Source organism: Chromobacterium sp. Rain0013 (genome assembly GCF_015291765.1).
Taxonomy (GTDB): domain Bacteria; phylum Pseudomonadota; class Gammaproteobacteria; order Burkholderiales; family Chromobacteriaceae; genus Chromobacterium; species Chromobacterium haemolyticum.
The window spans coordinates 774,593-799,919 of sequence record NZ_CP031514.1 but is presented as its reverse complement, the minus strand read 5'-3'; the positions used below and the strand labels follow the sequence as shown (position 1 = coordinate 799,919).

29 protein-coding genes are annotated in these 25,327 nt (G+C 62.7%); 15 read left to right on the top strand and 14 right to left on the bottom strand.

Annotated elements, in window-relative coordinates:
• The first annotated feature begins 69 nt into the window (after nucleotides 1-69).
• Entirely contained in the window at nucleotides 70-261 is a 192-nt protein-coding gene (locus DXT74_RS03695; RefSeq protein WP_081556088.1) for a Lar family restriction alleviation protein, read from the top strand.
• Nucleotides 262-270: 9 nt separating this feature from the next.
• Nucleotides 271-618 carry a DMT family protein gene (locus tag DXT74_RS03690; protein ID WP_019101577.1) on the top strand — a complete coding sequence of 116 codons (348 nt, stop codon included), beginning with the start codon at nucleotides 271-273 and terminating at the stop codon, nucleotides 616-618.
• Between the two features lie 155 nt (nucleotides 619-773).
• Here DXT74_RS03690 and DXT74_RS03685 read toward each other — a convergent pair whose 3' ends face one another.
• The gene (locus DXT74_RS03685) at nucleotides 774-1,559 is read right to left on the bottom strand and encodes an inositol monophosphatase family protein (protein ID WP_231138325.1); all 786 of its coding nucleotides are present in this window, start codon (nucleotides 1,557-1,559) and stop codon (nucleotides 774-776) included.
• A gap of 97 nt (nucleotides 1,560-1,656) precedes the next feature.
• Between DXT74_RS03685 and DXT74_RS03680 the strand changes: the two genes are divergently transcribed.
• A complete protein-coding gene (locus DXT74_RS03680; protein WP_114154159.1) occupies nucleotides 1,657-2,382 on the top strand; it encodes a 16S rRNA (uracil(1498)-N(3))-methyltransferase in 726 nt (241 codons plus the stop codon).
• Between the two features lie 26 nt (nucleotides 2,383-2,408).
• Here DXT74_RS03680 and DXT74_RS03675 read toward each other — a convergent pair whose 3' ends face one another.
• Nucleotides 2,409-3,623: an HD-GYP domain-containing protein gene (locus tag DXT74_RS03675; protein ID WP_043640300.1), complete on the bottom strand. Its 1,215-nt coding sequence runs from the start codon at nucleotides 3,621-3,623 to the stop codon at nucleotides 2,409-2,411.
• Nucleotides 3,624-4,116: 493 nt separating this feature from the next.
• Here DXT74_RS03675 and DXT74_RS03670 point away from each other — a divergent pair, with 493 nt between their 5' ends.
• The 4 genes from DXT74_RS03670 to pyrI all read left to right on the top strand — a co-directional run bounded on the left by DXT74_RS03670 (nucleotide 4,117) and on the right by pyrI (nucleotide 8,543).
• On the top strand, nucleotides 4,117-6,192 hold the full coding sequence (locus DXT74_RS03670; protein WP_043640221.1) for a methyl-accepting chemotaxis protein: 2,076 nt from the start codon (nucleotides 4,117-4,119) through the stop codon (nucleotides 6,190-6,192).
• 28 nt (nucleotides 6,193-6,220) lie between these two features.
• Entirely contained in the window at nucleotides 6,221-6,835 is a 615-nt protein-coding gene (locus DXT74_RS03665; protein WP_194427349.1) for a LysE family transporter, read from the top strand.
• 308 nt (nucleotides 6,836-7,143) lie between these two features.
• The gene (gene pyrB, locus DXT74_RS03660; protein ID WP_043640231.1) at nucleotides 7,144-8,064 is read left to right on the top strand and encodes an aspartate carbamoyltransferase; all 921 of its coding nucleotides are present in this window, start codon (nucleotides 7,144-7,146) and stop codon (nucleotides 8,062-8,064) included.
• A gap of 20 nt (nucleotides 8,065-8,084) precedes the next feature.
• Nucleotides 8,085-8,543 carry an aspartate carbamoyltransferase regulatory subunit gene (gene pyrI / locus DXT74_RS03655; RefSeq protein ID WP_043589228.1) on the top strand — a complete coding sequence of 153 codons (459 nt, stop codon included), beginning with the start codon at nucleotides 8,085-8,087 and terminating at the stop codon, nucleotides 8,541-8,543.
• A gap of 105 nt (nucleotides 8,544-8,648) precedes the next feature.
• On the opposite strand, the gene DXT74_RS03650 is transcribed toward pyrI, so the two are convergent.
• The 6 genes from DXT74_RS03650 to DXT74_RS03625 form a co-directional block, all read right to left on the bottom strand.
• Nucleotides 8,649-9,167 (bottom strand): GNAT family N-acetyltransferase, encoded by a 519-nt coding sequence (locus tag DXT74_RS03650; RefSeq protein ID WP_019102489.1) that lies wholly within the window; start codon nucleotides 9,165-9,167, stop codon nucleotides 8,649-8,651.
• Nucleotides 9,168-9,406: 239 nt separating this feature from the next.
• Complete coding sequence (locus tag DXT74_RS03645; protein ID WP_194427348.1) at nucleotides 9,407-10,273, bottom strand: NYN domain-containing protein; 867 nt, start codon at nucleotides 10,271-10,273, stop codon at nucleotides 9,407-9,409.
• Between the two features lie 75 nt (nucleotides 10,274-10,348).
• The gene (locus tag DXT74_RS03640; protein WP_043640304.1) at nucleotides 10,349-11,152 is read right to left on the bottom strand and encodes an ABC transporter substrate-binding protein; all 804 of its coding nucleotides are present in this window, start codon (nucleotides 11,150-11,152) and stop codon (nucleotides 10,349-10,351) included.
• A gap of 146 nt (nucleotides 11,153-11,298) precedes the next feature.
• Nucleotides 11,299-11,841 (bottom strand): DUF2059 domain-containing protein, encoded by a 543-nt coding sequence (locus tag DXT74_RS03635; protein WP_019103452.1) that lies wholly within the window; start codon nucleotides 11,839-11,841, stop codon nucleotides 11,299-11,301.
• Between the two features lie 114 nt (nucleotides 11,842-11,955).
• Complete coding sequence (locus tag DXT74_RS03630; RefSeq protein ID WP_194427347.1) at nucleotides 11,956-12,906, bottom strand: substrate-binding domain-containing protein; 951 nt, start codon at nucleotides 12,904-12,906, stop codon at nucleotides 11,956-11,958.
• A gap of 174 nt (nucleotides 12,907-13,080) precedes the next feature.
• Complete coding sequence (locus DXT74_RS03625; RefSeq protein ID WP_043640241.1) at nucleotides 13,081-13,653, bottom strand: alpha/beta hydrolase; 573 nt, start codon at nucleotides 13,651-13,653, stop codon at nucleotides 13,081-13,083.
• 211 nt (nucleotides 13,654-13,864) lie between these two features.
• On the opposite strand from DXT74_RS03625, the gene DXT74_RS03620 reads away from it, so the two are divergent.
• Nucleotides 13,865-14,863 (top strand): sulfate ABC transporter substrate-binding protein, encoded by a 999-nt coding sequence (locus tag DXT74_RS03620; RefSeq protein ID WP_194427346.1) that lies wholly within the window; start codon nucleotides 13,865-13,867, stop codon nucleotides 14,861-14,863.
• A 209-nt stretch (nucleotides 14,864-15,072) separates the two neighbouring features.
• Here DXT74_RS03620 and DXT74_RS03615 read toward each other — a convergent pair whose 3' ends face one another.
• Both DXT74_RS03615 and DXT74_RS03610 read right to left on the bottom strand, forming a co-directional pair.
• Entirely contained in the window at nucleotides 15,073-15,570 is a 498-nt protein-coding gene (locus tag DXT74_RS03615; RefSeq protein WP_043640245.1) for a M48 family metallopeptidase, read from the bottom strand.
• A 51-nt stretch (nucleotides 15,571-15,621) separates the two neighbouring features.
• Complete coding sequence (locus tag DXT74_RS03610; protein ID WP_194427345.1) at nucleotides 15,622-16,152, bottom strand: GNAT family N-acetyltransferase; 531 nt, start codon at nucleotides 16,150-16,152, stop codon at nucleotides 15,622-15,624.
• A gap of 114 nt (nucleotides 16,153-16,266) precedes the next feature.
• On the opposite strand from DXT74_RS03610, the gene DXT74_RS03605 reads away from it, so the two are divergent.
• The 4 genes from DXT74_RS03605 (at nucleotide 16,267) to DXT74_RS03590 (ending at nucleotide 17,622) form a co-directional block, all read left to right on the top strand.
• Complete coding sequence (locus DXT74_RS03605; RefSeq protein WP_194427344.1) at nucleotides 16,267-16,566, top strand: antibiotic biosynthesis monooxygenase; 300 nt, start codon at nucleotides 16,267-16,269, stop codon at nucleotides 16,564-16,566.
• The gene (locus tag DXT74_RS03600) at nucleotides 16,563-17,174 is read left to right on the top strand and encodes an FMN-binding negative transcriptional regulator (protein ID WP_194427343.1); all 612 of its coding nucleotides are present in this window, start codon (nucleotides 16,563-16,565) and stop codon (nucleotides 17,172-17,174) included. The genes DXT74_RS03605 and DXT74_RS03600 overlap by 4 nt, the downstream gene beginning before the upstream one ends.
• A 92-nt stretch (nucleotides 17,175-17,266) precedes the next feature.
• Complete coding sequence (locus DXT74_RS03595; protein ID WP_194427342.1) at nucleotides 17,267-17,470, top strand: hypothetical protein; 204 nt, start codon at nucleotides 17,267-17,269, stop codon at nucleotides 17,468-17,470.
• Nucleotides 17,467-17,622, top strand: coding sequence for a hypothetical protein (locus DXT74_RS03590; RefSeq protein WP_019103623.1), 156 nt, complete (start codon nucleotides 17,467-17,469; stop codon nucleotides 17,620-17,622). The genes DXT74_RS03595 and DXT74_RS03590 overlap by 4 nt, the downstream gene beginning before the upstream one ends.
• Nucleotides 17,623-17,627: 5 nt before the next feature.
• Here DXT74_RS03590 and DXT74_RS03585 read toward each other — a convergent pair whose 3' ends face one another.
• Nucleotides 17,628-18,164: a YaeQ family protein gene (locus DXT74_RS03585; protein ID WP_019103624.1), complete on the bottom strand. Its 537-nt coding sequence runs from the start codon at nucleotides 18,162-18,164 to the stop codon at nucleotides 17,628-17,630.
• A 322-nt stretch (nucleotides 18,165-18,486) separates the two neighbouring features.
• A complete protein-coding gene (locus DXT74_RS03580) occupies nucleotides 18,487-19,173 on the bottom strand; it encodes an MliC family protein (protein WP_052370738.1) in 687 nt (228 codons plus the stop codon).
• A gap of 380 nt (nucleotides 19,174-19,553) precedes the next feature.
• Between DXT74_RS03580 and DXT74_RS03575 the strand changes: the two genes are divergently transcribed.
• Nucleotides 19,554-20,981 (top strand): DEAD/DEAH box helicase, encoded by a 1,428-nt coding sequence (locus tag DXT74_RS03575; protein WP_194427341.1) that lies wholly within the window; start codon nucleotides 19,554-19,556, stop codon nucleotides 20,979-20,981.
• A gap of 365 nt (nucleotides 20,982-21,346) precedes the next feature.
• The gene (locus DXT74_RS03570; RefSeq protein ID WP_196783819.1) at nucleotides 21,347-22,147 is read left to right on the top strand and encodes an ABC transporter substrate-binding protein; all 801 of its coding nucleotides are present in this window, start codon (nucleotides 21,347-21,349) and stop codon (nucleotides 22,145-22,147) included.
• 26 nt (nucleotides 22,148-22,173) lie between these two features.
• Here the strand turns inward: DXT74_RS03570 and DXT74_RS03565 are convergent, their stop codons facing one another.
• On the bottom strand, nucleotides 22,174-22,785 hold the full coding sequence (locus tag DXT74_RS03565) for an EAL and HDOD domain-containing protein (RefSeq protein WP_052370745.1): 612 nt from the start codon (nucleotides 22,783-22,785) through the stop codon (nucleotides 22,174-22,176).
• Between the two features lie 138 nt (nucleotides 22,786-22,923).
• Here DXT74_RS03565 and DXT74_RS03560 point away from each other — a divergent pair, with 138 nt between their 5' ends.
• Nucleotides 22,924-23,538, top strand: coding sequence for a 3'-5' exonuclease (locus tag DXT74_RS03560; RefSeq protein ID WP_043640329.1), 615 nt, complete (start codon nucleotides 22,924-22,926; stop codon nucleotides 23,536-23,538).
• 1 nt (nucleotide 23,539) lies between these two features.
• Here the strand turns inward: DXT74_RS03560 and DXT74_RS03555 are convergent, their stop codons facing one another.
• The gene (locus tag DXT74_RS03555; RefSeq protein WP_196783818.1) at nucleotides 23,540-25,231 is read right to left on the bottom strand and encodes a bifunctional metallophosphatase/5'-nucleotidase; all 1,692 of its coding nucleotides are present in this window, start codon (nucleotides 25,229-25,231) and stop codon (nucleotides 23,540-23,542) included.
• Nucleotides 25,232-25,327: the final 96 nt, after the last annotated feature.

Here is a 25,327-nt window from a genome sequence, read left to right as displayed (position 1 = left end):
GAGCCCCCAGGCCGCCGCCATCGCGCGGCGGCTTGGGGTAAGATGCCGGTTTTAGCCGGACATCCCGCCATGAACCAAGCTCCGCAAATTGTCCTCAAACCCTGCCCCAAATGCGGCGCGCCCGCACTGCTGGTCAAGGCGGGCTCCCGTCGCTTCTGGGTGCAATGCAGCCGCTACCCGGACAACGGCAATTGCAGCGCCATCGGCGCTCAGGCCGACAACAAAAAAGAAGCCGTCGCCAACTGGAACGCCTCCCGCTGAGCACGCATCATGAATCTCTCGCCCTATCTTCTGACGCCGCTGCTGCTGGTGTTGTCCAATGTGTTCATGACCTTCGCCTGGTACGCCCACTTGAAGGACATGTCGTCCAAACCCTGGTGGCTGGCGGCGCTGGCAAGTTGGGGGATCGCCTTGTTCGAGTATTTGCTGCAGGTGCCGGCCAACCGCGCCGGCTACGGCGTGATGACGCTGTCGCAGCTGAAGATCATTCAGGAAGTGATATCGCTGTCGGTATTCATACCGTTCGCGGTCTTTTACATGAACCAGCCTTTCCGCTGGGACTACGTATGGGCTGGGCTGTGTCTGGTGGGCGCGGTCTACTTCATGTTCCGCGGCTGAGCGCTTGTTCAAAGCGCTGCTGCGCTTGGTAAGGCGTTGTACGGCGAGAACACGCTCGAAATGCCCGTATACCACTCAACCATTCCGCTTTTTCGCTCGTTTTCGCCTTGTCTCGCCCTTGCTCGCGAGACTTTGGAGCTGGCGCTAAAACCTGGCTACTGGTTGGCGCGCACCCAGCGGTGCCATTGGGAAAACAGCTCCGGATTCAGCGCGGCGATGGCGGAACGCTTCCAGATCACATCGCTCCAGTAGTCGTCGCTGTTGAGGCTGGCGATCTGGCCGCCGGCCTCCTCCAGAATCACCGCTCCGGCTGCGTAATCCCACAAGCGCTGGCCGCCGTGCAGGTAAAGATCGTAGCGGCCGGCCGCCAGATAACACCAGTCAAGCGTGCTGGAGCCCAGATTGCGCAAGCTGCCGCACGGGCAAGTGCTGCCGATGCGCGCGGCCAGCTTGCCGGAGCGCAGATATTTGACCTCCACGCTGGCAATGGCGTCGCACATGGTGTTGACCACGGTTTTCAAGGGCAGCCGCTGGCCGTTCAGAAAGGCGCCCTCGCCGCGGCTGGCGTAAAACATTTCCTGGGACACCGGGTTGTAGATCACGCCCAGCCGGCTTTTGCCGCCCACCATCAGGCCGACGGAAATAGCGAAATACGGCAGTCCGTTGACGAAGTTGGTGGTGCCGTCTATCGGGTCCACCACCCACAAGCCGTCCTGATTCTCCGCCCACAACCGGTCTTGCTCGGCCAATTCCATCTCCTCGCCCAATACCGGGTGAGGCAGAATGCGGGGCAAAGCGGCCTGCAAGGCTTGCTGGCAAGCCATATCGGCTTCGGTGAACAGCGTGCCGTCGTCCTTGCGGCTTTTGCCCACGTGCAAAAAGCGCGGCATCACCTCGTCGCGCGCCACTTCCCTGAGCACCTGCATCACCTGTTCCAGCACCTGCATTCGTTTTCCCCCAAGGCCGCTGCAATCCTATTTGCTGCAATCGCAGCAAACAAAGCAAAATACCGGTATCAACAGCGACTTTCAATACGTCATGCCCAGGTTTTACATTGACGCCGACCTCTGCGTCGGCCAAACGCTGGCCCTGCCAGACACGGTGGTGCGCCATGTACAGGTGCTGCGGCTCAACGCCGGCGACGCCGTCACCCTGTTCAACGGCCGCGGCGGCGAGTACGCCGCCGTGCTGGACGCGGTGATGAAGCGCGACGCCCATTGCCGCATCGAAGGCTTCGACGACGTTTCACGTGAAACGCCGATTTGGCTGGGCCTGGCCCAAGCCATTTCCGGCGGCGACAAAATGGAGTTTACCTTGCAAAAGGGCGTGGAAATGGGCGTATCCGCGTTTCAGCCCATCGCCGCGGAGCGCTCCATCGTCAAACTGTCCGGCGAGCGCGCCGACAAGCGCGTGGCGCGCTGGCAGGAAATCGTGATTTCCGCCTGCGAGCAAAGCGGTCGCAACGCCATTCCTGAAGTATTGCCCATTCTGTCGCTGGAGCAATGGCTGAAACAGGCGCCGAGCGCCGACGCGCGGCTGATCCTGTCCCCGGTGGGCAGTCAGCGCCTGGCCGACATCGCCGCCGAGCCTAAACGCGCCTGGCTGATGGCCGGCCCGGAGGGCGGTTACTCCGCCCGCGAAGAGGCCGCGGCGCTGGACGCAGGCTGGACGCCGCTGAAACTGGGGCCGCGCATCCTGCGCACCGAAACCGCGGCGCTGGCCGCGGTGGCGGCGATACAAACAGTGTGGGGGGATTACCGCTAGCCGGAGCGGCGCGGGAGCTAGGCCCGCTATAGAAAGCGCAGCGGATCAATCTTCCACTTATCCGGCGACTCGTGTTTGACAATGCGGTCGCCGCCGCCAAACCCCATGCCGCGAGACAAATCCACCATCTCCGGCGGAATGTAGACATTGCTCTTGGTGCTGAAAAACACCTTCACCTTGGGCGAGATCAGGTTGCTTTCGTTCTGCTCCACCACCACGCCCAGGCGGCCGCTCTCCAGGCGCACCAGGGTGCCGATAGGATAAATGCCTATGCTGCGCATGAACGCCTGCACCAACTGCGGATTGAAGTGGAACTTGGACCACTCGTAGATCTTGCGCAGGGCGTCGGTGGGCGCCATGCCCTTGTGGTAGCAGCGGTCCGAAGTCAGCGCGTCGTATACGTCGACGATGGCCGCCATCTGTCCCAGCTGTGAAATCTCCTCTCCCTTGAGGCCCGCCGGATAGCCGCTGCCGTCGTGACGCTCATGGTGCTGCGCCGCCACTAGCACCGCGGTTTCGGAAATACCGGTGGTTTGCAGCAGAATCTGCTTGCTCTCCACCACATGGCACTTCATCACCACGAACTCCTGCTCGGTCAGTTTGCCCGGCTTGTTGAGAATGCGGTCCGGAATCTTCATCTTGCCGATATCGTGCAGCATGCCGCCGATGCCGGCGTGATGAATCACCTCCTTGCTCATTCCCATTGCGTTGCAAAAACTGACCATCAACGCGCCAACGCTGACCGAATGCTGGAAAGTGTAATTGTCCTTGTCCTTGATGCGGCACAGCGACAGCAGCGCGCCGCCGTTGCGGAGAATGGACGAAGTCATCTTGGTCACCGACGGCTCCACCATTTCCAATTCCACCTGTTTGCCCAGACGCACGTCTTTGAGAATGCCCTGGATGATCTGATTGGCTTCGCTGTGGATCAGTTGAGCGCGGCCAAACTCGGAGCCCGCCTCCACCTGCGGCTCCAGAATGGTCTCGTTGCTGCCGAATTCGCGGATCTGCTCCTCCAACAGCTTTTTCACTTCGGTGGCGCTGGGCGCGGAGGGCAAATCCATTCCCTTGCGCGTGTCGATGTACACCTCGTGAATGCCGGAATCGGCAATCTTGCGGATTTCTTCCTCATCCTTGATCAGGAAACGCTTAAGCAAAAAGGGGTGCGACATCCAATCGCAGTTCAGATCGTGGATGTACATGCCCACCTTGAGATCGGCCACTTCTATGCACTTGATCATTCTGTGCTCTTTATCCCGCCGCGCGTCTGTGCCGCCGGCCGCGCGCATGCGTCTCCGCCACCCTGTCACCGGGACCCCGCCGGCCGCAATCGCCGGCGCAAATGGACCTGCGCGCCCAGTGCCGCCCGGGCGCGCCTTCTTTCAGCATCAACTCCGCTATCGGCATTTGCAAGGTATTCCATTAGCCCGGCGGCTAAATAAGCGGCGCACAATGACATGCGAATTCGACGTCAAACTCGCGCAAAGCCTGCTAGATAACGCAATGCGCCGCCGCTTGTCACGCTGCTGTAAATATTGCCGCCGCGGCCGTTGTGGCGCGGTTCCCACGTTCCGCCGAGCAACGTCCGCCTTTTAGCGCGTCGGCATGGACCGGTGCGGGCTTATCGCTTTAATGTCTATAAATAAGGGCAAGACACCGAACCTCGCCTCCGCTCGCGCGCGGCCGCGGCAAGCCGCCATATAACAAGCTTCGCAAGCTACTGGGGAAAGAAGAATGGAACAGCAGAAATGGGGCCGCCTGAGCACCCGCATCATTCTGGTGGCCGCCGCCGCCATCGCCGTCGGCTTCGCCGTCATGATCGGCCTGATCGCCTGGCAAAGCTACCGCTCGGCGGTGGAGCAAGGCTACAAACTGGCCTCTGAGCAGGCCAGCAGCTACGCCAAGGACGCGGAAAGCGATTTTGCCCGCAACTTCACCCTGCCGCGCCACCTGGCCGACGCGGTATTGGGCATACAACGCGTCGCGCATCCGGACCGCAAACACACCGACAACACCATCCAGCAGATGCTGGACAACGCGCCTCAGTCGGTGGGCCTGTGGATGCTATGGGAGCCGAACGCCTTCGACGGCAACGACAACAGCTTCCGCATGGACTGGCCTCGCCACGACCCCACCGGCCGCTATCAGCCCTACATCACCAAGAACGACAAGGGCAAAGCGCAAATGGACGTGATGATGTCGGCGGACCGCGTCAAGGAATTCCCCAAGTTCAAGGATCACCCGGAAAGCTATCAGCCCGACTACGAAAAACCGGGCTGGGGCGATTTCTACTACGTGCCCAAGCAACGCGGCCGCGACACCATCACCGAGCCCTACCCCTACGAGGTGCAGAACCGCAAGATCCTGGAAAGCTCGCTGGCCGTGGTGATCAAAGACGCCGCGGGCAAAATGCTGGGGGTCTCCGCCACCGACATCGCGCTGGACGACCTGCAAAAGAAATTCGGCCAGATCCGGTTATATGAAACCGGCTATGTCAGCATGCTGTCCGAAGGCGGCCTCTACGTGGTCAATCCAGAGGCCAGCCTGCTGGGCAAACCCGCGCCCAAGGACAGCCCGCTGACGCCCTATCTGGGCAAGATCAAGCAAGGCGAGGACTTCGTTTACGAGGCAGGCGGCTTCACCCACTTCTTCCACCCTGTGAAAGTCGCCAATACCGGCCAGTTCTGGACGCTGGGTGTCAGCATACCCACCGCGGCCATCACCGCCGACGCCAAGCGGCAAAGCCTGACCGCGGTGCTGATAGGCGCGGTGGCGCTGGCGCTGATTCTGCTGGTGCTGGCCGGCGTGGTGCGCGCGCTGACCCGGCCGCTGAACCATCTGGCCGCCACCATGGAGCAACTGGCCTCCGGCAAAGGCGACCTGACCATCCGCATCCCGATCAGCAACCGCGACGAAATCGGCCGCACCGCGGACGCCTTCAACCGATTTATCGCCAGCCTTCGCGATATGTTCGTGGAGGTGCGCGAACAGAGCCAGGCGGTCACCGCGGCGGCGGTCTCCTTGCAAGAGTCCGCTCGCCAGGTGGAAAGCGCCTCCGCTTCTCAATCGGACGCCGCCAGCGCCACCGCCGCCGGCGTGGAGGAAGTCACCGTCAGCGTGCAGCACATCGCCAACACCGCGCAGCTGGCGGAGAGCACCGCGAGGGAAACCGGCAGACTGACCGAGCAGAGCGTTTCCACCGTCAACCAGGTCACCGCCGAAATCCGCCGCATGACCGACAATATGCACGCGCTGGCGGATCGGGTGAATGTCCTGGGCGCGCGCTCAACCGAGGTCAGCACCATCGTCAACGTGATCAAGGACATCGCGGACCAAACCAATCTGCTGGCGCTGAACGCGGCGATCGAAGCCGCGCGCGCCGGCGAGATGGGCCGCGGTTTCGCCGTGGTGGCGGACGAGGTGCGCAACCTGGCCGGCCGGACCGCCGAGGCCACGGTGGAGATCAGCCGCATCGTCAACGCCATCGGCCAGGAAACCCGCGACGCCGTCAGCGACGTGCAAAAGAGCAGCCAATTGGTGGGCAACAGCGTCGCCATCGCCGAAGACGCCAACCAGGCGATGCAAACCGTGCTGGATCGCAGCCACGGCCTGGTGGGCAGCATCGTCGACATCGCCTCCTCCACTCGCGAGCAGTCCGCGGCCAGCCTGGAGATCGCTCAGAACGTGGAGCGCATCAGCAGCATGGCGCAGAGCAATAGCGACGTGGTGCGCCAAGTGGCCGCCTCGGTCAGCCATCTGCGCGAACTGTCGGCGCGGCTGGAAGCGCTGGTGGGCGATTTCCGTACCTGAACCGCCAAACAATGAAAGGACAGCCCTGATGACGGCAATCGACTGGTGGCCGTTTGTCGCCGCCTCGCTGCTGCTGGTGGTCACGCCGGGCGCCGGCACGCTGTCCATCCTCGGCGCGCTCAGCGGCGGCGGGCTGCGCGCCGGCTACGCGGCCCAGGCCGGTTTGCTGGCCGGCGATCTGATCCTGATCGCGCTGGCCGGCGGCGGCGTGGCGGCGCTGCTGGCCGCCCACCCCGGCTGGTTTGAACTGCTGCGCTACGCCGGCGCGTTCTATCTGGCCTGGCTGGGCGCGAACTTGCTGTTCCGCCGCAACGGCGGAGCCGCGGCCGTGACCGCGCCGGCGCAACACAGCGCCGGCGCCTGCTTCCGCCGCTCGCTGTTGATCACCCTGGCCAACCCCAAAGCCATCCTGTTTTTCATGGCCTTCTTCCCGCAATTCCTGGAAGCCGGCCGCGCCGGCCCGGCCGGCTTCGCGCAGCTGGCCGCGGTATTCTGCCTGATCAATATGCTCTACCTGGCGCTGCTGGTATGGCTTGCCGGCCGCCTGCGCCGCCGCGCCTTCGCTCCCGGCGCTCGCCTGCTGCTCAACCGCCTGCTGGGCGTCTGCTTTCTCAGCCTGGGGATCAAATACGCGCTGCGCTGAGGCGCTGTTCATAGCCTGCTGCGCAGGTGGAAGTGTCCTTTTTCTGCCATCAATTTTGATAAATGCGACACGGGTCTTACCGTCGTGCAGGAATTGGGATTACAATCCCGCAATTTTGTTCGGACCACAGGCAATGACCCACGCAAAAACGCTTCCCGCACGACGCACCGCCCGCCACGGCGGCGACCTGGCGTTGGCGCGAGCCGTTGCCGTTCCCGAACCCCGACGCAGTAATAAAACAAGCTCCTGATTCCAGGGGCTTTTTTTTTACCCGCGACTCATAAAGCCAATATTGAAAGGACGCGACCATGGCCAACCCCCTCTACCGCAAACACATCATTTCCATACCGGACTTCAGCCGCGAGGAACTGGAGCTGGTGGTGGCCACGGCAGCCCGCCTGAAACAACAGCCTCGCAACGACCTGCTGAAAGACAAGCTGGTGGGGAGCTGTTTCTTCGAGCCCTCCACCCGCACCCGTCTGTCCTTCGAGACCGCGGTGCAGCGGCTGGGCGGCAGCATCATCGGCTTCGCCGACGGGGGCAACACCAGCGCCAAGAAAGGCGAAACCCTGGCGGACTCCATCAAGATCATCGGCTCCTACACCGACGCGGTGGTGATGCGTCATCCCAAGGAAGGCGCGGCGCGCCTGGCCAGCGAGTTCTCCGCCGTGCCCATCATCAACGGCGGCGACGGCTCCAACCAGCACCCAACCCAGACCCTGCTGGACCTGTTCACTATTCGGGAAACCCAGGGCACGCTGGAAAACCTGACCGTGGCCTTCGTCGGCGACCTCAAGTACGGCCGTACCGTGCACTCGCTGACCCAGGCGCTGTCGCTGTTCGGCGCCCGTTTCTACTTTGTGGCGCCGGAGCAACTGGCGATGCCGGACTACATCTGCGAGGAGCTGGACGAAAAAGGCATCCAGTACACCGTGGTCGGCAGCTTGGACGACGTGATTCCGCAAGTGGATGTGCTGTACATGACCCGCGTGCAACGCGAGCGTTTCGACGAGGCCGAGTTCAAGAAGATTCAGGGCAAGTTCGTGCTGCGCGCGGACATGCTGCACAACGCCCGCAGCAATATGAAGATTCTGCACCCGCTGCCGCGCGTCGACGAGATCGAAACCAGCGTGGACGCCACGCCGCACGCTTATTACTTCGAACAAGCCAAGAACGGGGTCTATGCGCGCCAGGCGCTGCTGTCGCTGGTGTTGAACGAGACCGTCTGATTCAGGAAAAGGAAACCATCATGCAATATACCCGCACCGTAGAAGCGCTGAAGCAAGGCACCGTCATCGACCACATCCCGGCCGGCCAGGGGCTGGTCATCCTGCGTCTGTTCAAACTCAGCGAAACCGGAGAGCGCGTCACCGTGGGGCTGAACCTTTCCAGCCGTCACATGGGCGCCAAGGACATCATCAAGGTGGAGAACATCGCGCTGTCGGAGGAACAGGCCAACGAACTGGCGCTGTTCGCGCCGCAGGCCACCGTTAACGTGATCGACAACTTCGAGGTGGTCAAAAAACACAAGCTGGCGCTGCCGGACACCATCGAAGGCATCTTCTCCTGCCCCAACTCCAACTGCATCTCGCACAACGAGCCGGTGACCAGCTTTTTCTACGTTAAACCCCAGGCGCGCGACACAAAAATGAAATGCAAGTATTGCGAAAAGGTGTTCAGTAGGGATATCGTTGCAGAGGTGCGCTAAGTCGTACAAGGGTGAATAGAGAAATATCAAGAAAACACTGCGTTCGACAGTGGTAAAAAGCACGAGCAAGCGCCGCAGTCATCTGCGGCGCTTCTCATTTCAGGCTCACGACGCAGACGGCCCCTCGCTGGCGCCGTCGATAAAGCGCTGCAGAAACACCAGGTCCAGCCAGCGGCCAAACTTGAATCCCACCTGCGGCAACATGCCCACCTGCTGGAAACCCAATTTCTCATGGAAGCGGATAGAACCCGCGTTGGCGGCGTCCACCGCGCCTATCATGGTGTGCTTGCCCAGCGCCTTGGCGCGCGGAAACAAGGCTTGCACCAAGGCGGTGCCAATACCCTTGCCGCGCGCGTCGGCGGACAGGTGCACGCTGTGCTCCACGGTGAAGCGGTAGCCCGGCTTGACGCGGAAATCGCCAAAGCTGGAGAAACCCAGGATCTTGCCGTCCTCCTCCGCCAGCAGCACCGGATAGCCGGCCGCGGCGCGGTCCTGGAACCAGACGGCAAACTCGCCGGCGGACAGGGGATCGTCGTTGTAGATGGCGGTGGTGGTGGCGATAACCTCGTTGTAGATGTCGAGTATCGCCGCCAGGTCTTCCAGCGTGGCGTCGCGGATAATCATGTTCTGTCCCTTGCTGATGTGGCTTGTTGTGTGGATCGCGGGCGAGGACGCCGGCGCGTATCCTTAGAGTCTGTTCATCATCTGCTGCGCTTCATGAGGCGTGACACGATGAGTACCGCTTCGAAATGCTCATGTACCACTTGACCATTCCGCTTGCTCAGCGGTTTTCGCCTTGTCTCGCTCTTGCTCGCTAGATTTTGAACAGGCTCTTAAATGCAAACAGTGTACCAGCCGTCGGTTCAGCCGGCAGCCGTCGGCTTTTTGCGCGGGCTGCGCTTCTTGCGCGCCGGCGTCTCCGGCGGCGGATCCGCCGCGGGCGGCGTTGCCGTGGGCGCCGCCAAGGGGGATTCGCCGTCGTGCTTGAGCCGGATTTCGCAATGCAGTTTGGAGCCGTTTCGGCTTTCCTGCACCGTCAGGAAGTCCAGCTTCTTCACCATCTGCGACAACCGGGAATGGCCGTAGACCCTCGGGTCGAACGAGGGATCGTTCTTGGCCAGATAGGTGCCCACCACCGACAGCTCCGCCCAGCCGCTGTCGCGGGACACGGCCTCGATCGCATTGGTGAACATGTCCTGCAGCGGGTGGCGCTCCTTCTCCGGCTGCGGCTTGGCTCGGCTGCGCGCGCTGCGCGTCTTGGGCTTGTCAGCCGCGATCTTGGCCACCGCCGGTTCCGGCCGCAAAATCTCGGTGAACACGAATTTGTCGCAAGCGGCGATGAAGGGCCGCGGCGTCTTGGATTGCTCGCCCAGGCCGATCACCATCAACCCGGATTCACGCAGCCGGGTCGCCAGGCGGGTAAAGTCGCTGTCCGAGGACACCAGGCAGAAACCGTCGAAATTACCGGTGTAGAGCAGGTCCATCGCGTCGATGATCAGCGCGGAGTCGGTGGAATTCTTGCCCTTGGTGTAGGCGAACTGCTGAATCGGCGAAATCGCGTACTGGTGCAGCACTTCCTTCCAGCTCTTCAATTGGCTGGTGGTCCAGTCGCCGTAAGCGCGCTTGACCACGGCGGTGCCGTACTTGGCCACCTCGGCCAGCAACTCGGCGATCAGCGCCGACTGCGCGTTGTCCGCATCGATCAATACCGCCAGTTTGCGATTTTCCATGCTTGGTTTCCGTAAAACGATTGAGTCATGCTAAAACCGGCCGCCGCGGCTGTCAAAACCGGCGGCCGGGCGCGGCTACGGCGGCGGGGCGCGCAATGTCTGCTCCACGATGGCGGCAATCCGCCCCTCGCGTTTCATCTGCTCCAAGACGGCGTTCAGTTGCCGGATGAAATCGTCCAGATAGGGAAAATGCTGTTGACCGCGCTTGGCGAAACCGACATAGGCCTGCTCGCCGTTCAGACTGGCCGCCGCCGCCAGTCCGCCGCGTTGCTCCGCGCTGATCACGCCTCGCCGCTGAAGCCGATCCAGCACGTAGAGAATGGACAGCTTGTCGTTCAAATAACAATCAATGCGGCCATTGACCAGCTTCAGCAGATTGCCCTGAGTGTCCGGCGCCTCGTCCAAATGAATCTCGCCACGCTGCACCGCCAGCCAGAATGCCTTGCCGCCGGGGCGGAAACCCGCGTTGTTGCCAAAGCGCAGGCCCAGGAAATCCGCCGGCCAATGCGGCCGCGGCGCCCGCATGATGTCCGCCCGGCAATACACCGCCAGTTGCTCCTGCCAGAACGGCGCCGAATAGCCCATGTAGTCGCGCTCCGGACGGTAGTACGGCGGAGACAACGCCGGCGCGCGGCCGGCCTCCAGTTCGGAGAGGCCGCGCTTCCACGGCACAGGCCGCAGCTCAATGCGATAGCCGGACAAGCGCTGCGACGCCTCGCGCAACACTTCGTTGTAAACGCCCTCTGCCCGTCCGTCCTTCTCATAGGAATACGGCGGATAACCGTTGTCGACCAAAACCACCACCTGGCGCGGCGGCGCTGCCGCGATGCCCTGCGCCAGCCCGGCCAACAGCAGCCACAACAAGCCCGATCTGATCATTTGAATGACATAATCCGTGTCGATAAACACGTTATAGCCGCTACGCGCGCCAAGGAGATGGGCTGGCCGCTAAACGAATCCGTAAACGCGCGCGGCAAACAAAAAGCCGCCCAGCGGGCGGCTTTGACGGCGAAGCGCGGATGCGCTTACTTTTTGGCGATGCTCTTGCCGAAGCTTTCCGCGGCGGCACGCATCTTGGGCAACAGCACCGGCTCGGCGGCCTTCAAGGTGTCGCCGGCGATGGTGTTGATGATCTGCGGCTGCTGTTTCAGCAGTTTCTGACCCGCTGCGGTCTTGTAGAAAGCATTGATCTGCTTGAGTTCGTCGGCGCTGAACTGGGCGCTGTAAGCCTTGGCCACAGTCTGCTCGAACTGCTGCTTGGCAGTGCTGGAGCCAAAGTAATCGCTGGCCAGCTTGTGCACGTTCTCGCCGTAGGTCTTGAAGCCTTCCTGCGCCTTCTTCTGCTGAGCTTCGCTCAACTTGATCTTGTTCTTGACGAAGTATTCCTGCAGCAGCGGCATCGCGCTGGCGGTGGTGCGCTGCGCCAGTTCCGGCAGCATATTGTTCAGGTTCAGCGTGGCGGACAACTCTTTGACGGCGGCGTCCTGGGCGGCGTCGGCGTGCGCCAGCAGCGGCAAAGTCAGCGCCAGGGCGGCCAGGCCGGCTTTGAGCGGGCGTGATGCGAACATGTGGAATCCTTTGGCTTTGAGTTGGAAACAGCTGGCGTCGGCCAGGCCGACGCGAAAACACCGGCAGTGTGACACCGCCGCCGCCGCAGGTCAAAAAAGACGGGGGGCCTGCGCCTAGCGCGCCGCGGCGGGGGCCGGCGGCAACTGGCTCTGCCAGCCCTGGTAAGCGCCGATATTGGCGCGAGTGATCAGCTGCACCGGCACTAACACCAAGCTTGGCTTGGCGTTGGGCTTATCCAGCAATTGGCGGCCCAGCTTCACCGCCTCCGCGCCGATGGCGTACGGAGCTTGGCTGACGGAGGCCACAATCTGATTCTGCGCTCGCAACGCCTTTTCGATGTCCGGCGAGCCGTCCACCCCTGCCACCATCACCTCCTTGCGGCCGGCTTCCCGCGCGGCCTGCTCCGCCCCCAGCGCCTGGCGGTCGTTGCAGGAGAACACGCCGTTGACCATAGGGTAGCGCCGCAGATGCCGCTCCATCAGCCGCTTGCCGCCCCAGCTGGACGCCATGCCGCTCTCTTGATGGCTGAGCAAGCGGATTTTGGGAAATGCGGCCAAGCTGCGGCGACAACCGGCCACCCGGTCCCAGACAGACGACACCGGCGGACCGTTCTGAATCACCATCGTCCCATGACCGTGCATCTGCTCCGCCAGATAACGGCAGGCCAGCGCGCCAGCCTGAACATTGTCCGATTTGACCGTGCCGTCGACGCCGGGCGCATCCACGTCCACCGCCACCACTCGCACCCCTGCCTGGTGCGCGATACGCACCAGCGGCGCCACCGCCTTGCTGTCCGCGGCCACCAGCAGAATCAGCTCCACCTGCTGACGCAGCAGTTGCCGCACCTGTTCTTCCTGCCGCTCCAGGCTGAAATTGGCGGACAGGGTGGTGACTTGCGCATTGGGATTGGCCGCGCGCGCCTCGTTCAGCGCGCCGCGCGCCACGAGCTGATAGAAGGGGTTGTCCAGCGCTCCCACGGACACGCCGATGCGGCTCAAGGGGGCGGCGTAAACGGCTCCAGCCAGCGACAGCCAACAACAGGCGAAGAATCGGCTCGGCATCATGGCCACTCAAGAGAGGGTTGAAATACATGCCATCCCAGTTTAGACCACCTGGCTTGAAGCGAAACTACGCCGAACAATGGCTTGGGAGCCACAATGCCCCCGGCGACGCCAGCGGCCTGCGGGCCTGATCAAGACCCGGCGCGCCGCGTGGCGCAACGCGCGGCAGATGGAGACTCAGGCCGCCTGGCTCAAGCTGGCCCGCACCCTTTGCGCCAGCAGCTCCAGTTGCAGCCAGCCGTCTTCCCATTGGCAGTGGCCGGACTCCACATTGATGTGGCCGGCCTGCCGCAGCCAAGCGATGGGCGTGCGCCAGTAGCCCGCCAGCCGAGCCGCGCGCGGGGTCTTGCAGAACGGATCGTTGCTGCTCGCCACCATCCTGGCCGGAAACGGCAAGGGCTGCCGCGGCGTCGGCGCGAACCCCATGAGCTCGCGCGGCACAAAGGGCCGCTCCACATCCGCCGGCGCCACCAATAAAGCGCCAGCGATTCGCCGCGGATGGCGCTGCGCGTAATGCGCCACCGCTACGCAGCCCAGGCTGTGGGCAACGACGATGGCTGGCTTTCGCGTCCTCTCAAGCGCCTGATCCAGGCCCTGCAGCCAGTCGTCCAGCCGCGGCGCGTCCCAATCGCTTACCTCCACCCGCTCGGCTTTCAAACGCCGCTGCCAGTGGCTTTGCCAATGCCGCGGGCCGGAGTTGTGCCAGCCAGGCTGAATGATCAAGTCGAAATCCGCCAGCGAAGGTTCCATCGCTCAGCTCCTCAAAGGTTGATCTCGCACTGTAGAATGACTTTTATATTCTTGGAAATGATATTGAACGAAAAACTTATTCCCCATACCTCTAAAGCAGTGCTGTCACCGCATAGATTTATTTGGAATTTAAAGATAAAAAACAATCACTTCTGGCTCTAAAACATTTCTGATTAGATGCAATCATCGCTTGCACTCTCAGGAAATCGCCATGCCACGACTCACCTTCCGCCATGCCCTGCTGTCCCTCGCCTTGTTCAGCGGCGCCGCGCCGCTGCTGGCCTCGGAGCTGCTCAACGTCTCGTACGACCCCACCCGCGAGCTATACCAAGACGTCAACAAGGCCTTTGCCGAGCAATGGAAAAAACAGGGCGGCGACGTCGCCATCAAGCAATCGCACGGCGGCTCGGGCAAACAATCGCTGGCCATCCAGCATGGCCTGGAGGCCGATGTGGCCACGCTGGCGCTGGCCTACGACATCGATGTGCTGGCGGACCAGGGCCTGCTGCCCAAGAACTGGCAAAGCCGCTTGCCGGACAATAGCTCGCCCTATACCTCCACCATCGTGTTCCTGGTGCGCAAGGGCAACCCCAAGGGCATCCGCGATTGGGGCGACCTGATCAAGCCCGGCGTCCAGGTCATCACTCCCAACCCCAAAACCTCCGGCGGCGCGCGCTGGAACTATCTGGCGGCCTGGGGTTACGCGCTGAAACAGCCCGGCGGCAACGAGGCTAAGGCCCGCGCCTACGTCGGCGAACTATACAAGCACGTGCCGGTGCTCGACACTGGAGCGCGCGGCGCGACGCTGACCTTCGCACAACGCGGACAGGGCGATGTGCTGCTGGCTTGGGAGAACGAGGCGGTGCTGGCAGTGAAAGAGCTGGGACCGGATAAGTTCGACATTGTCACCCCCTCATTGTCCATCCTGGCGGAACCGCCGGTGGCGGTGGTGGATAAGGTGGCCGACAAGAAGGGCAACCGCAAGCTGGCCGAGGCTTATCTGAAGTTCCTGTATACCCCTCAGGGCCAGACCATCGCGGCGCAGAACTACTACCGCCCGCGTGACGCCAAGATTGCGGCGCAATACGCCGGCCAATTCCCCAAGGTCAAGCTGTTCACGCTGCAAGAGACTTTCGGCGACTGGCGCAGCACCCAGCGCAAGCACTTCGCCGATGGCGGCGTGTTCGATCAACTAGTGGCCAAGAAATAAACACCGCCCCGTAGAACCTGCTCAAGGCCTCGCGCGTCAGAGCGAGACAAGGCGAAAACGGCTGATGAAGCGAAATGTGCATTCGGTACATGGGCATTTCGAAGCCGTACTCACCGTGTAACGTCCCACAACGCGCAGTAGATCGTAAACAGGTTCTGACATGCGAACAGCCCGGCTAGCCGGGCTGTTGTTCATCCCGCGACAAGAACTCAGGCCTGCTGACTTTCGCGCCAGGTCAACCACACCCGCATGTCGAACTCCAACTGGTGGTAGTCCGGCTCCATATGACAACACAGCTGATAGAAAGCCTTGTTGTGATCCTTCTCCTTCAGATGGGCCAGCTCGTGCACCACAATCATGCGCAGGAACGGCAAGGGCGCGTCGCGAAACAGCGCGGCGATGCGGATCTCGTTCTTGGTCTTCAGCTTGCCGCCCTGCACCCGCGACACGAAGGTATTGGTGCCCAGCGTGCCCTTGACCGGGTGCTGCTGACTGTCGTAGCTCACCTTGGCCGGCAAGGCGGCGTTTTTCAGATAACGCTGCTTGATCTCGGATACATACTGGTACAACGCCTTGTCCGTCTGCACATCGTGGCTGTCCGGGTACTTGCGCGCCAACCAGACGCCAAGCTGCCCGGCGTCCAGCAGCGCCTGAACCTGGCCTAGCAAGGCGGAGGGATAGTGTTGCAAATAGTTGAGAGTAGACATCGCCACATTGTAAAACGACTGCGCGGCCCGGTGTTGTCGCGACGCAAACCGTTACAGCAACAAACAGGACGGATCATCCCACTGATAGCTGAGCGCCAGCGCGCGCCGGCCCCCGGCGGTGTCCACCTCGCAGGGCGCGGACTCCACGCCGCCCAGTGCCTGGTAAAAGGCACGGCCGTCCCGATTTGCTTGGTAAGCCCACAGGAACAAGGGCCGGCCCGGCGCAACGCGCAAGGCTTCCGCCGCCGCCGCCGCCATCAAGGCGCGCCCGATGCCGCGCCCCTGCTGCCCGGCCTGCACATGCAGATTGTCCAGATAAACGCCCCGCTCCGGCGCTTCGTCCGGCAATAGGCAAACGAAGCCCACCGGCTCTCCCTGCCACAGCGCCAGCTGTACCCAGGGCGGACGCGCGGCGGCGAAACGCCGCTGCCACACAAGCAGGCGCTCGTCCCAAGCGCGTAGGTCCAGATACTCATCCGGCAGGATGCCGCGGTAATGCCGCCGCCAGCTGGCGACGTGCAGCGCGGTGATCCGCTCCACATCCCCAGCATCCGCCGCGCGCAGCAATAGGTTATTGGTCATCTTCGCTCCTCCTAGTCGCGGTGGTTCCACGCCAGCGGCCAAACTGGTTCTGGCCAAGGCCGCCGGCAATCAAGACAATGCCGATTCCCCCACCTTACTCCAGGAAGGTCTTGCATGCATGTCGTGATTTTCCGCGCGGCCACGCGGCAACTGGATGACGAATACTTCGCCGTGGCGCGGCAAATGCGCCAGCTGGCGCTGGAACGCTTCGGCTGTCTTGCCTTTGTTTCCGCCTCTGAGGACGGCCAAGAGATCGCTCTATCCTACTGGCCTGACGCCGAGAGCATCCGCGCGTGGAAAGTCCACGCCGACCATATGCTGGCGCAGCAGCTGGGGCGCGAACGTTGGTATCGCCAGTATCGGGTGGAAGTGGCGCGCATCGAACGCAGCTATGAATGGGAGCCGACGCCATGATGTATACGCCAGACGCTTTCTCGGGCCGCCCGGCCGCGCTGGCGGAACTGCTGGCCGCCCACCCCTTCGCCACCCTGATCACGCCTCAGACCGACGGCGAGCCCTGGATCAGCCATCTGATCTTGCTGGCCGATCCTGAACAGCCAGACTGCCTGCTCGGCCATCTGGCGCGCGCCAACCCGCACACTCAAGCGTTGCTGCGCGGCAGCAGCAGCGTGGCATTGTTTCACGGGGAACATGGTTATGTGTCGCCGGCCTGGTGCGCTGCCGGCGGCGCCCAGGTGCCTACCTGGAACTACCGGGCAGCGCATGCGCACGGCGTGGCGGAGGAAATGGAAGGCGCGGCCTTGCTGAGCCAGCTGGAGCGACAGGTACGCTTTTTCGAAGGCGAATCCGGCTGGCGGCTACCCAGCGAAAACCCGGCCATCCAGGCCATGCAGCGCGCAGTCGTCGGCTTCCGGCTACGAGTGAAGCGTTGGGATATCAAGGAAAAGCTGAGCCAGAACCGCAGCGCGGCGGACCGGAACGGCGTGAGCGCGGCGCTGGAGCGCATGGGAGGCGAAAACGACGCCTTGGCGCGCGCGATGCGCGACGCGCGGCGCGACTAGCCGCTTTTTATCGGAGACCGCAGCTTCTTTAGCCTCTTTTTACGCGTCGGAGCCTAGCATTCAGCCAAGTGTTCCACTTGGAAACCTTTGCCATGACCTCAAACAAACCTGTCCGTCGCGCCTTGCCGACGCGCGGCATTCCGGACTACCTGCCGGACGAGGATCCGACGCCGCTGGCGCTGCGCCGCTACATACTCGAAACCCGTTTTCCGGCAACGCGCTGCCGGGCCGAGCCGAAACTCGGCTGGCGCGCGTCCTTGCTCGCCTGGTGGCGGCTGGTGAGCGCGCGGCGATGAAACGCGGCGATCTGGCGCTGCGCCACCGCCGGCTATTGAATGCCTACGCGGCCCGTCATCAACGCATGCCCTGGCTCAAACGCAAAGCGCGGCTGCCGCGCACGGCACACTCAGGCTGGCTGGCGCGGCTAAGCGCCTGGCTGCGCGGCTGAGCGCCTTATTTGAGCCGCAGCGGCTCCACCAGCACATTGCTTGATTCGTCGGCCAGCCACAGCTGGCCATCCTGGATGGTGGCGCTCAACTGCATGCTGCGCTGGCAGATGGCGACCAATTCCGCCAACGTGGCCGGCTCAACGCGGAACACGCTGAGCTTGTCCAGCCGGGACAGCTTGTTCTCGATCTGCGGCCACCACACCTCGCTGGCGCGGCCGCCATAGCTGTACAGCACCACTTGCTCGGCGCGGCTGCACGCTTTCTTCAGCCGTTTTTCATCCGGCTCGCCCAGTTCTACCCACAGTTCGATATCGTCGGCATAACTTTTCTGCCACAACTCCGGCTCGTCGTCTGCGCTCAGGCCACGGCTGAATTGCAGGGTTTCACTGGCGTTGAGCGCAAAGGCGACCAGGCGCAGCATCATGCGCTCGACGGTTTCGGACGGGTGCTGGGCCAGCGTGAGCTGATGACTGGCGTAATAGCCGCGATCCATGTCGGACACGGCAAGATTGGCTTTATAAATGGTGGCGGACAGGGCCATGGACGGTGCGCGGCTTTGCAGAATAAAGACGCTATTGTACGGGGCCGGCGCCGGTTGCGCCCGCTCAAAGTTGCGCGGGCAAAGGAAAGACCAGCGGAAACGGCAGAAAAAGCGGCTTTGCTCGCACGGTGCGCAGCACGCGGAGGACGTTTTCGCCGCGGCGCGCTTTGAACGGCTGATTAGAGCCTGTTCACGATCTCGCGAGCAAGAGCGAGACAAGGCGAAAACGAGCGAAAAAGCGGAATGGTCGAGGGATACATGAGCATTTTGAGCTTATTTTTAACGCCATATCGCCGCAACGCAGCAGATCGTGAACAGGTTCTTAGGGCGAAGGCTGGCTGGAACAATCCAAAGGTTCGCCGCGCCAGGTAATGCTGGCCTCGCGGCCCCTGATCCACAGCTCCAGTCCCGGCGCCGTGTAGCGCGCGCCGTTGCCGCTCAGGCCCTGATGCAAGATGGCGGTGGAACCGTTGTACTCCAGCTTCACCGTGGGGGGGTGAGTGCGATAAAAGGTAGCCAACACGGTGCGGGTGGCGTTGCCCTTGCAGACATAGCGCAAGGGCGTCAGCGACGGCGCCAATCCCCAAGCCGCCTGCAACTGGGTAATGCGCATGATGTAGACATCGCCCAGGCACATATGCATGTCCTCGGTCTTGACGCAGTCCTTCAGGCTTTTTACCCAGCGGCGCTGCTCGGCGATCAGTTTGGCCTCGGCACCCGGACGCCCCTGCTGGGCCTGCTCCAGCGCCTGGGCGTAGACTTTCTCCAGCCGATTGTCCTGCCGGGTCAGGCTCTCGTCCTGACACACCATGGCCTCCACCGGATTGCCCGGCTTGTCGCAGTTGAAATCGGTTGCCACCTGCGCGTTGGCTTCCACCGCTTCCTCGGCGGCTTTGCCGCTCGCCGCCGCGCGGCCATGACCACCCTCCGAGCCGCCTTTGCCGGCGGCCAGCGCCAACGCCGGACACAAAATGATCAAGCCGACCAGCCTACGGGCGGATCCAGGCATACCGATTTCCTCTGAACTGCGTTATTCGCCGCCCATCCCGGGCGGACACATCAAAACAGGGCATCTTGCCGCCTCGGCCGCAGCGCTCCGCTGCACCGGCGACGTGACAACATGATACCAGTTCACCCATTCGCATTTATTAATAATATCAGCCGTCAAAACGGCTTTGCGCGGGTTTGGATTCCGCTGAAATGGATATGACAATGCGGCGACAAGTTCCCAAACCGCCGATTTGAAGGTAAACTCCGGCCTCCCGCGTGCAATTCCAATCTTTGCGCGCCGCGCGCGCTTCATCCCGAAGCGCCCATCGCATCCCTAACTTTTTCCCGTCAGCCTGGATTGGTTCGCACATACTGCGATAGGCCGTCGCAGGAGCAAACATGTCCACACTCACCTTTGCCGACCTCGGTCTGGCCGAACCCCTGTTGCGCGCCGTCAGCGAAACCGGCTATACCACCCCCACCCCGATTCAAGCCCAGGCCATCCCGCAAGTGCTGCAAGGCGGCGACCTGTTGGCCGCGGCTCAGACCGGCACCGGCAAGACCGCCGGCTTCACCCTCCCGCTGCTGCACATCCTGATGGGCAAGCCGGCCACCCAGCCGGGCCGCCCGCGCGCGCTGGTGCTGACCCCCACTCGCGAACTGGCCGCCCAGGTGGAAGAATCGGTGCAGACCTACGGCAAGCACCTGCCGCTTACCTCCATGGTGATGTTTGGCGGCGTCAACATCAATCCGCAAACCCGCGCGCTGCGCAAGCCGCTGGACATCCTGGTGGCCACGCCGGGCCGTCTGCTGGACCATGCCGGTCAACGCAATATCGACCTGTCCGGCGTTGAGATTCTGGTGCTGGACGAAGCGGACCGCATGCTGGACATGGGCTTCATTCACGACATCCGCAAAGTGCTGGCCCTGCTGCCGGCCAAGCGTCAGAACCTGCTGTTCTCCGCCACCTTCTCCGACGAGATCAAGAGCCTGGCCGACCGCCTGCTGGACAACCCCAAGCTGGTGGAAGTGGCGCGCCGCAATACCACCAACGAACTGGTGGACCAAAAGATCCACCTGGTGGACCGCGACCGCAAAACCGACTTGCTGATCCACCTGATCAAGGAGCACAACTGGTTCCAGGCGCTGGTGTTCACCCGCACCAAGCACGGCGCCAACCGCCTGGCGGAAAAACTGGACAAGACCGGCATCCCCGCCGCCGCGATTCACGGCAACAAGAGCCAGAACGCACGTACGCGCGCGCTGGCCGACTTCAAGAGCGGCGAATTGCAAGTGCTGGTCGCCACCGACATCGCCGCGCGCGGCCTGGACATCGACCAACTGCCGCAAGTGGTCAACTTCGAATTGCCCAATGTGCCGGAAGACTACGTGCACCGCATCGGCCGCACCGGCCGCGCCGGCAGCAAAGGCAAAGCGGTATCGCTGGTCTGCGTCGATGAGTTCAACTTCCTGAAGGATATCGAGAAGCTCACCAAGCAATCGATCGAGCGCTTCTCGGTACCCGGCTTCGAGGCCGATCTGTCGGTGAAACCCGAGCCCATTCCGATGGGCGGCGGCAATCGCCGCGGCCAACCGCAGCGCCAGGGCGGCGGCGGCAAGCCGCGCCACCAGCCGGACAGCAAGCCCACCGGCCACGGCCATCGCTCCCCGGCGTCCAAGCCGCGCCAGGGACAGGGTCAGGCCAAAAACGCCACAAACGGCCAGCCTGGTCAGCGCTCATCGCAAGGTCAGGGTCAGGGCCAGCGCAGCAAGCCCGCCGCCTCGCGTCCGAGCTCGGCCTTGTTCAGCCCGCCGAAAGGCCGCTAAGAACCTGTTCATAGTCTGCTGTGCTTCGGCGATACGGCGTTGAAAACATCCTCAAAATGCTCAGGTACCACTTGACCATTCTGATTTTTCGCTCGTTTTCGCCTTGTCTCGCCCTTGCTCGCGAGGCTTTGAACAGGCTCTAAGCCCGCGCAAGCGGCGCCGTGTCTTCGCGGCGCGGCCGCCGCAACGCCTCTTTGCCGACCCCGCGGCAATGGAAGCGCTTTACGCCGGACGCCAAACCTGCCTACGATTCAGCAATAGGCCCTCGAGGCCCACAACAATATCGAGCGGAGACGCGGCGCACGCCGCGCTCCGTACGGGCAGCACGCATGCCGCGCGCACAGATTGAGCAAGGATTCGGGGAAATGATGAGACTTCGCAGCTGGCTGCTGGGCAGCCTGGCTGTAGTCCTGCTGGCGGCAGCTCAGCCGCAGGCCGCGCCACGTCTGAAAATCACCCTGTCCAACCAGGAGTGGCCGCCCTATATGGGCAAGGAACTGCCGTATGACGGCATTTTGTCGCGTCTGGTCAAAGAGGCGTTCGCCCGCGCCAACGTCGACGTCGCCTTCCGTTACTACCCCAACAACCGCACGCTGCAATCGGCGCGCAACGGCACCGTGGACGGGAGCTTCGGCTGGGCGCCGACGCCGGAACGCAAGCAGGATCTACTATTCACTCAACCCATGCTGCATGCGCGCATGGTGTTTTTCCAGCGCCGCAACGCCACCTTCCCCTGGAACGACTTGTCCAATCTGCGCCACGCGCGGGTGGGCGTCACAGTCGGCAATTTCTATTCAGACGAATTCAATCAGCAGGTCAAGTCCGGCCACTTAGTGCCGGATATGGCGCCGGACGACGTCACCAATCTGCGCAAACTGCTGGCCGGCCGCATCGACTTGTTCCCCATCGACGCGGAAGTGGGTCAATACCTTATCGCCCGCAACTTCCCGCCCCGGCTGGCTCAGCAATTGGAGCCGCAAAGCAAATCGTTCTGGGTGGCGCCGCTGCATGTGGTGATCTGGCGCAAACACCGCCAGGGCCCGGAATTGGTGGAGCGTTTCAATCGCGGCTTGAAGGCCTTGCAGGACAGCGGGGAGTTTGATCGCATTGTGGCGGAGACCCGAGCCGCCAGCCTGGCCTACCACAAACCGATCAAGGCCCAGTGAACAGGGCCGGTGCAGAGGATGTGGCGCTACGGCGCGTCCGTGCTGCTCAACACCACCGGCCGGCCGTGGAAATAGCCCTGGAACCAGCGGAAACCCAAATCCCGGCAGCGTTCGAACTGTTCGCGGCTATCCACCTTTTCCGCCAGCAAAATGCCGTCGAAATCGCTCAACTGCGCCATCAGCGCCGGCAGGCGCTCTGTTTCCACCGCAGCCACGTCCACTTTGACAATGTCCACCAGCGGCAGCATCGCGGTCTGGTCCGGCCCCAAGTGGATCACATCGTCCAACGCCAGGCGGAAGCCGCGCTGGCGCAACAGCGCCATCCGTTGCAGCAAGGCCTCGGTGACGGTGACCGTTTCCAGTATTTCCAGCACCAGCCGTTCCGCCGGCAATTGGTCCAGGATGGCGTCTTGCAACAAATCCGCGCTAGCGTTGATGAAACCGGGAAACTGACCCAACACATCCACGTTGCCCAGTTCACCGAAGGCGTTGCGCAACACCTCGGCGCTGGCGAGCAGATCGTCGCGCACCAAGGCGAAATTGGCCGGGCTGGAACGGAACAATAGTTCATAGGCCACCAGTTGCTGCTGGCGATCAACGATTGCCTGCCGGCCAAGATAACGTGAAGAATTAGGCATGCCGACGATACTACAGGATATTTCCACCGTTGTTGGGCATCTCCTGCTGGGACCGTCAAAAAATATGACAGCTTATGCCTGACCACCGCCATTAAATGCGGTAAGGTTGCAAATTACCCTCAAGTCAGCGAGACCGCCATGTTGCCAACCCGACAAATTCCTCGAGAGGAGATAAAAGCGCTGCCGCTGTTCGCCGGCTTGACCCCGGAGCAGGTGCGGCTGGCCGCCACGCCGGAACTGGCCGCCGCCGCGTTGCGGGAGCTGGGCGGCTGCGCGGTGCTGGGCTTCGACACCGAATCCCGCCCCACTTTCCACAAAGGCGAAAAACCGACCGGCCCTCACCTGATACAGTTGGCCTGCGACGACGGCGCCTGGCTGTTCCCGGTGCAGGACGGCCAGTGCGCGCCGGAGCTGAAAACCCTGCTGGAAGACCCTCAGCGGCTCTTGGTGGGCTTCGAACTCAGTTCGGATCAGTCGCTGCTGAAGCAGCGCTTGGGCATACGTTGCGGCCGAGTGCTGGACTTGGTGTCTTGCTTCGACAGCGACGACCCGCGCATCACCGTCGGCGCGGTGCAGGCGGTGGCGCGGCTGTTCGGCCAGTACTTCCGCAAATCCAAGAAACTGTCCACCACTAACTGGTCCAAACTGCCGCTGACGCCGGCGCAACAAGCTTACGCCGGCAACGACGCCTGGGTGGCGCTGCGGGTGTTCCGCGCGCTGGAAGCGCGCGGACGGCTGCCCCCAACGCCCTAACTCAAGGCAGACGCGTGATCCGGTTCAGCGCCGGCACCGCCACCGGCGACGCGCCGGCGAAATAACTCTCCAGCACGTCCACGTCCACGCCGCCGCCCACCCGGTTGCTGCCCTGAGTCAACACAGTGAAACCGTCGCCGCCGCCGGCGATGAAGTTATTGACCTGCACCCGGTAGCTGGCCAAGGGATCAATAGCGATGCCGTTGATCTTGATGCTGGCGATGTCCACTTTGTTGCCCACTGGCGCCGCCTGGCTCCAGCTATAACTGAAGCCCTTGGATACTTGCAGAATCTTGCCCTTGGACGGATCGCTCCATTGCTGCTCCAGCAGCTGATCGATCTGCGCGCCGGTCAGAGTCAAGGTGGTCATCACGTTGCCAAACGGCTGAGTGGTGAACAATTGGCTGTACGTCACATTGCCGCCGGCGCCGGGGATAATGTCGGCTCGCACTCCGCCCGGATTCATGAAAGCCACTACCGCGCCTTGAGCCGCGCCCGCCGCCAATTGCGCGTCGGCCACCACGTCGCCCAACTCGGTTTCGCCGGCCGCCGACGGGGTGCGATCCAAAATGCCCGCGGCCTGGCCCACTACCCGATTGGCCACCGGGGCCACCAGATCCTTATACAGCTTGACCAGATTGCTGACCGAGGCCAGCGGCGCGATTTCGCGGGCCACTACTCGGTTCTGCGCCTGAATCGAACCGGGCGTGACGTCACGGGTGGCCGGATCCAGCACAAAGTCGATTTCGGTGAACAACTGCCCGTAATTCTTGGCGCTGGTCACCCGGCGGCCGTCGATCACGCAGTTGTAGGCCTGGTGGGTGTGGCCGGTGACCACGAGCTTCACAGCCGGATCCAGTTTTTTGACGATGTCGACGATGGGGCCGGACACGCCATTGCACTCGTTGAAATTGCCGCTCTGATAGCCGCCCTCGTGCACCACCACCACCACGGCGGAGACGCCCTGTCGCTTCAGCTGCGGAATCAGTTGGTTCACCGTGGCCGCCTCGTCCTGGAAGCTCAGGCCCTTGATGCCGTCCGGCGACACGATTTCCGGCGTGCCTTTCAAAGTCATGCCGATGAAAGCCACCGGAATGCCGCCGAACTTCTTGATTTCATAGGCAGGGAACAAGGTGCCGCCATCGCTTTTCTTGACGTTGGCCGCCAGAAATTTGAACTTGGCGCCGGCGAATTTGCCGTTCTGGCAGGAAGTCGTGGGCGCGTCCGTCTTGCAGCCGCCGTTCTGCATGCGCAGCAGTTCCTGCTGGCCGTCGTCGAACTCGTGGTTGCCCACGGCATTGAGGTCCAGGCCCAGTAAATTCATTGCCTCGATGGTGGGCTCGTCGTGGAACAAGCCGGACACCAGCGGGCTGGCGCCGATCAGATCGCCGGCCGACACCACCACGGTATTGGGCGATTTGGCGCGCAGCGACTGCACCCAGGCCGCCAGATAGTCGACGCCGCCGGCGTTGATCTTGACAGTCTTGCTTGGATCGGCCGGATCCGGCACCGTCAGTTGGCCCGGCATCTCCAGATTGCCGTGGAAATCGTTGAAGGCGATCATCTTCACCGCCACCGGCTGGCGCGAAACGCCGGTGGTCTGATCGCCCGGCCCCCAGCTGCCGGAGCCGGAGGAACAGCCGAACAACGCCAGGCTCGCCGCCAGACACAGGCTCATGGTTTTCAGTTTCACGAAACGCATCCTTGTCTTGTTTGTTGTCGCTCGCGCCGACGCCGCCGGCCGCGACCGAAATGAGGAGACGCCCGTCCACTGCCATGGACCGCGATA

Bases quoted from the DNA above. Each gene is read 5' to 3' on its own strand.
- DXT74_RS03590 (WP_019103623.1), top strand. From the start codon at position 17,467: ATGAAACGCGGCGATCTGGCGCTGCGCCACCGCCGGCTATTGAATGCC.
- pyrI (WP_043589228.1), top strand. From the start codon at position 8,085: ATGCAATATACCCGCACCGTAGAAGCGCTGAAGCAAGGCACCGTCATC.
- DXT74_RS03585 (WP_019103624.1), bottom strand. From the start codon at position 18,164: ATGGCCCTGTCCGCCACCATTTATAAAGCCAATCTTGCCGTGTCCGAC.
- DXT74_RS03560 (WP_043640329.1), top strand. From the start codon at position 22,924: ATGTTGCCAACCCGACAAATTCCTCGAGAGGAGATAAAAGCGCTGCCG.
- DXT74_RS03635 (WP_019103452.1), bottom strand. From the start codon at position 11,841: ATGTTCGCATCACGCCCGCTCAAAGCCGGCCTGGCCGCCCTGGCGCTG.
- DXT74_RS03665 (WP_194427349.1), top strand. From the start codon at position 6,221: ATGACGGCAATCGACTGGTGGCCGTTTGTCGCCGCCTCGCTGCTGCTG.
- DXT74_RS03580 (WP_052370738.1), bottom strand. From the start codon at position 19,173: ATGCCTGGATCCGCCCGTAGGCTGGTCGGCTTGATCATTTTGTGTCCG.
- DXT74_RS03650 (WP_019102489.1), bottom strand. From the start codon at position 9,167: ATGATTATCCGCGACGCCACGCTGGAAGACCTGGCGGCGATACTCGAC.
- DXT74_RS03695 (WP_081556088.1), top strand. From the start codon at position 70: ATGAACCAAGCTCCGCAAATTGTCCTCAAACCCTGCCCCAAATGCGGC.
- DXT74_RS03680 (WP_114154159.1), top strand. From the start codon at position 1,657: ATGCCCAGGTTTTACATTGACGCCGACCTCTGCGTCGGCCAAACGCTG.
- DXT74_RS03690 (WP_019101577.1), top strand. From the start codon at position 271: ATGAATCTCTCGCCCTATCTTCTGACGCCGCTGCTGCTGGTGTTGTCC.
- DXT74_RS03640 (WP_043640304.1), bottom strand. From the start codon at position 11,152: ATGATCAGATCGGGCTTGTTGTGGCTGCTGTTGGCCGGGCTGGCGCAG.
- DXT74_RS03605 (WP_194427344.1), top strand. From the start codon at position 16,267: ATGCATGTCGTGATTTTCCGCGCGGCCACGCGGCAACTGGATGACGAA.
- DXT74_RS03615 (WP_043640245.1), bottom strand. From the start codon at position 15,570: ATGTCTACTCTCAACTATTTGCAACACTATCCCTCCGCCTTGCTAGGC.
- DXT74_RS03565 (WP_052370745.1), bottom strand. From the start codon at position 22,785: ATGCCTAATTCTTCACGTTATCTTGGCCGGCAGGCAATCGTTGATCGC.
- pyrB (WP_043640231.1), top strand. From the start codon at position 7,144: ATGGCCAACCCCCTCTACCGCAAACACATCATTTCCATACCGGACTTC.
- DXT74_RS03625 (WP_043640241.1), bottom strand. From the start codon at position 13,653: ATGGAACCTTCGCTGGCGGATTTCGACTTGATCATTCAGCCTGGCTGG.
- DXT74_RS03600 (WP_194427343.1), top strand. From the start codon at position 16,563: ATGATGTATACGCCAGACGCTTTCTCGGGCCGCCCGGCCGCGCTGGCG.
- DXT74_RS03630 (WP_194427347.1), bottom strand. From the start codon at position 12,906: ATGATGCCGAGCCGATTCTTCGCCTGTTGTTGGCTGTCGCTGGCTGGA.
- DXT74_RS03645 (WP_194427348.1), bottom strand. From the start codon at position 10,273: ATGGAAAATCGCAAACTGGCGGTATTGATCGATGCGGACAACGCGCAG.
- DXT74_RS03670 (WP_043640221.1), top strand. From the start codon at position 4,117: ATGGAACAGCAGAAATGGGGCCGCCTGAGCACCCGCATCATTCTGGTG.
- DXT74_RS03675 (WP_043640300.1), bottom strand. From the start codon at position 3,623: ATGATCAAGTGCATAGAAGTGGCCGATCTCAAGGTGGGCATGTACATC.
- DXT74_RS03620 (WP_194427346.1), top strand. From the start codon at position 13,865: ATGCCACGACTCACCTTCCGCCATGCCCTGCTGTCCCTCGCCTTGTTC.
- DXT74_RS03610 (WP_194427345.1), bottom strand. From the start codon at position 16,152: ATGACCAATAACCTATTGCTGCGCGCGGCGGATGCTGGGGATGTGGAG.
- DXT74_RS03575 (WP_194427341.1), top strand. From the start codon at position 19,554: ATGTCCACACTCACCTTTGCCGACCTCGGTCTGGCCGAACCCCTGTTG.
- DXT74_RS03595 (WP_194427342.1), top strand. From the start codon at position 17,267: ATGACCTCAAACAAACCTGTCCGTCGCGCCTTGCCGACGCGCGGCATT.
- DXT74_RS03570 (WP_196783819.1), top strand. From the start codon at position 21,347: ATGATGAGACTTCGCAGCTGGCTGCTGGGCAGCCTGGCTGTAGTCCTG.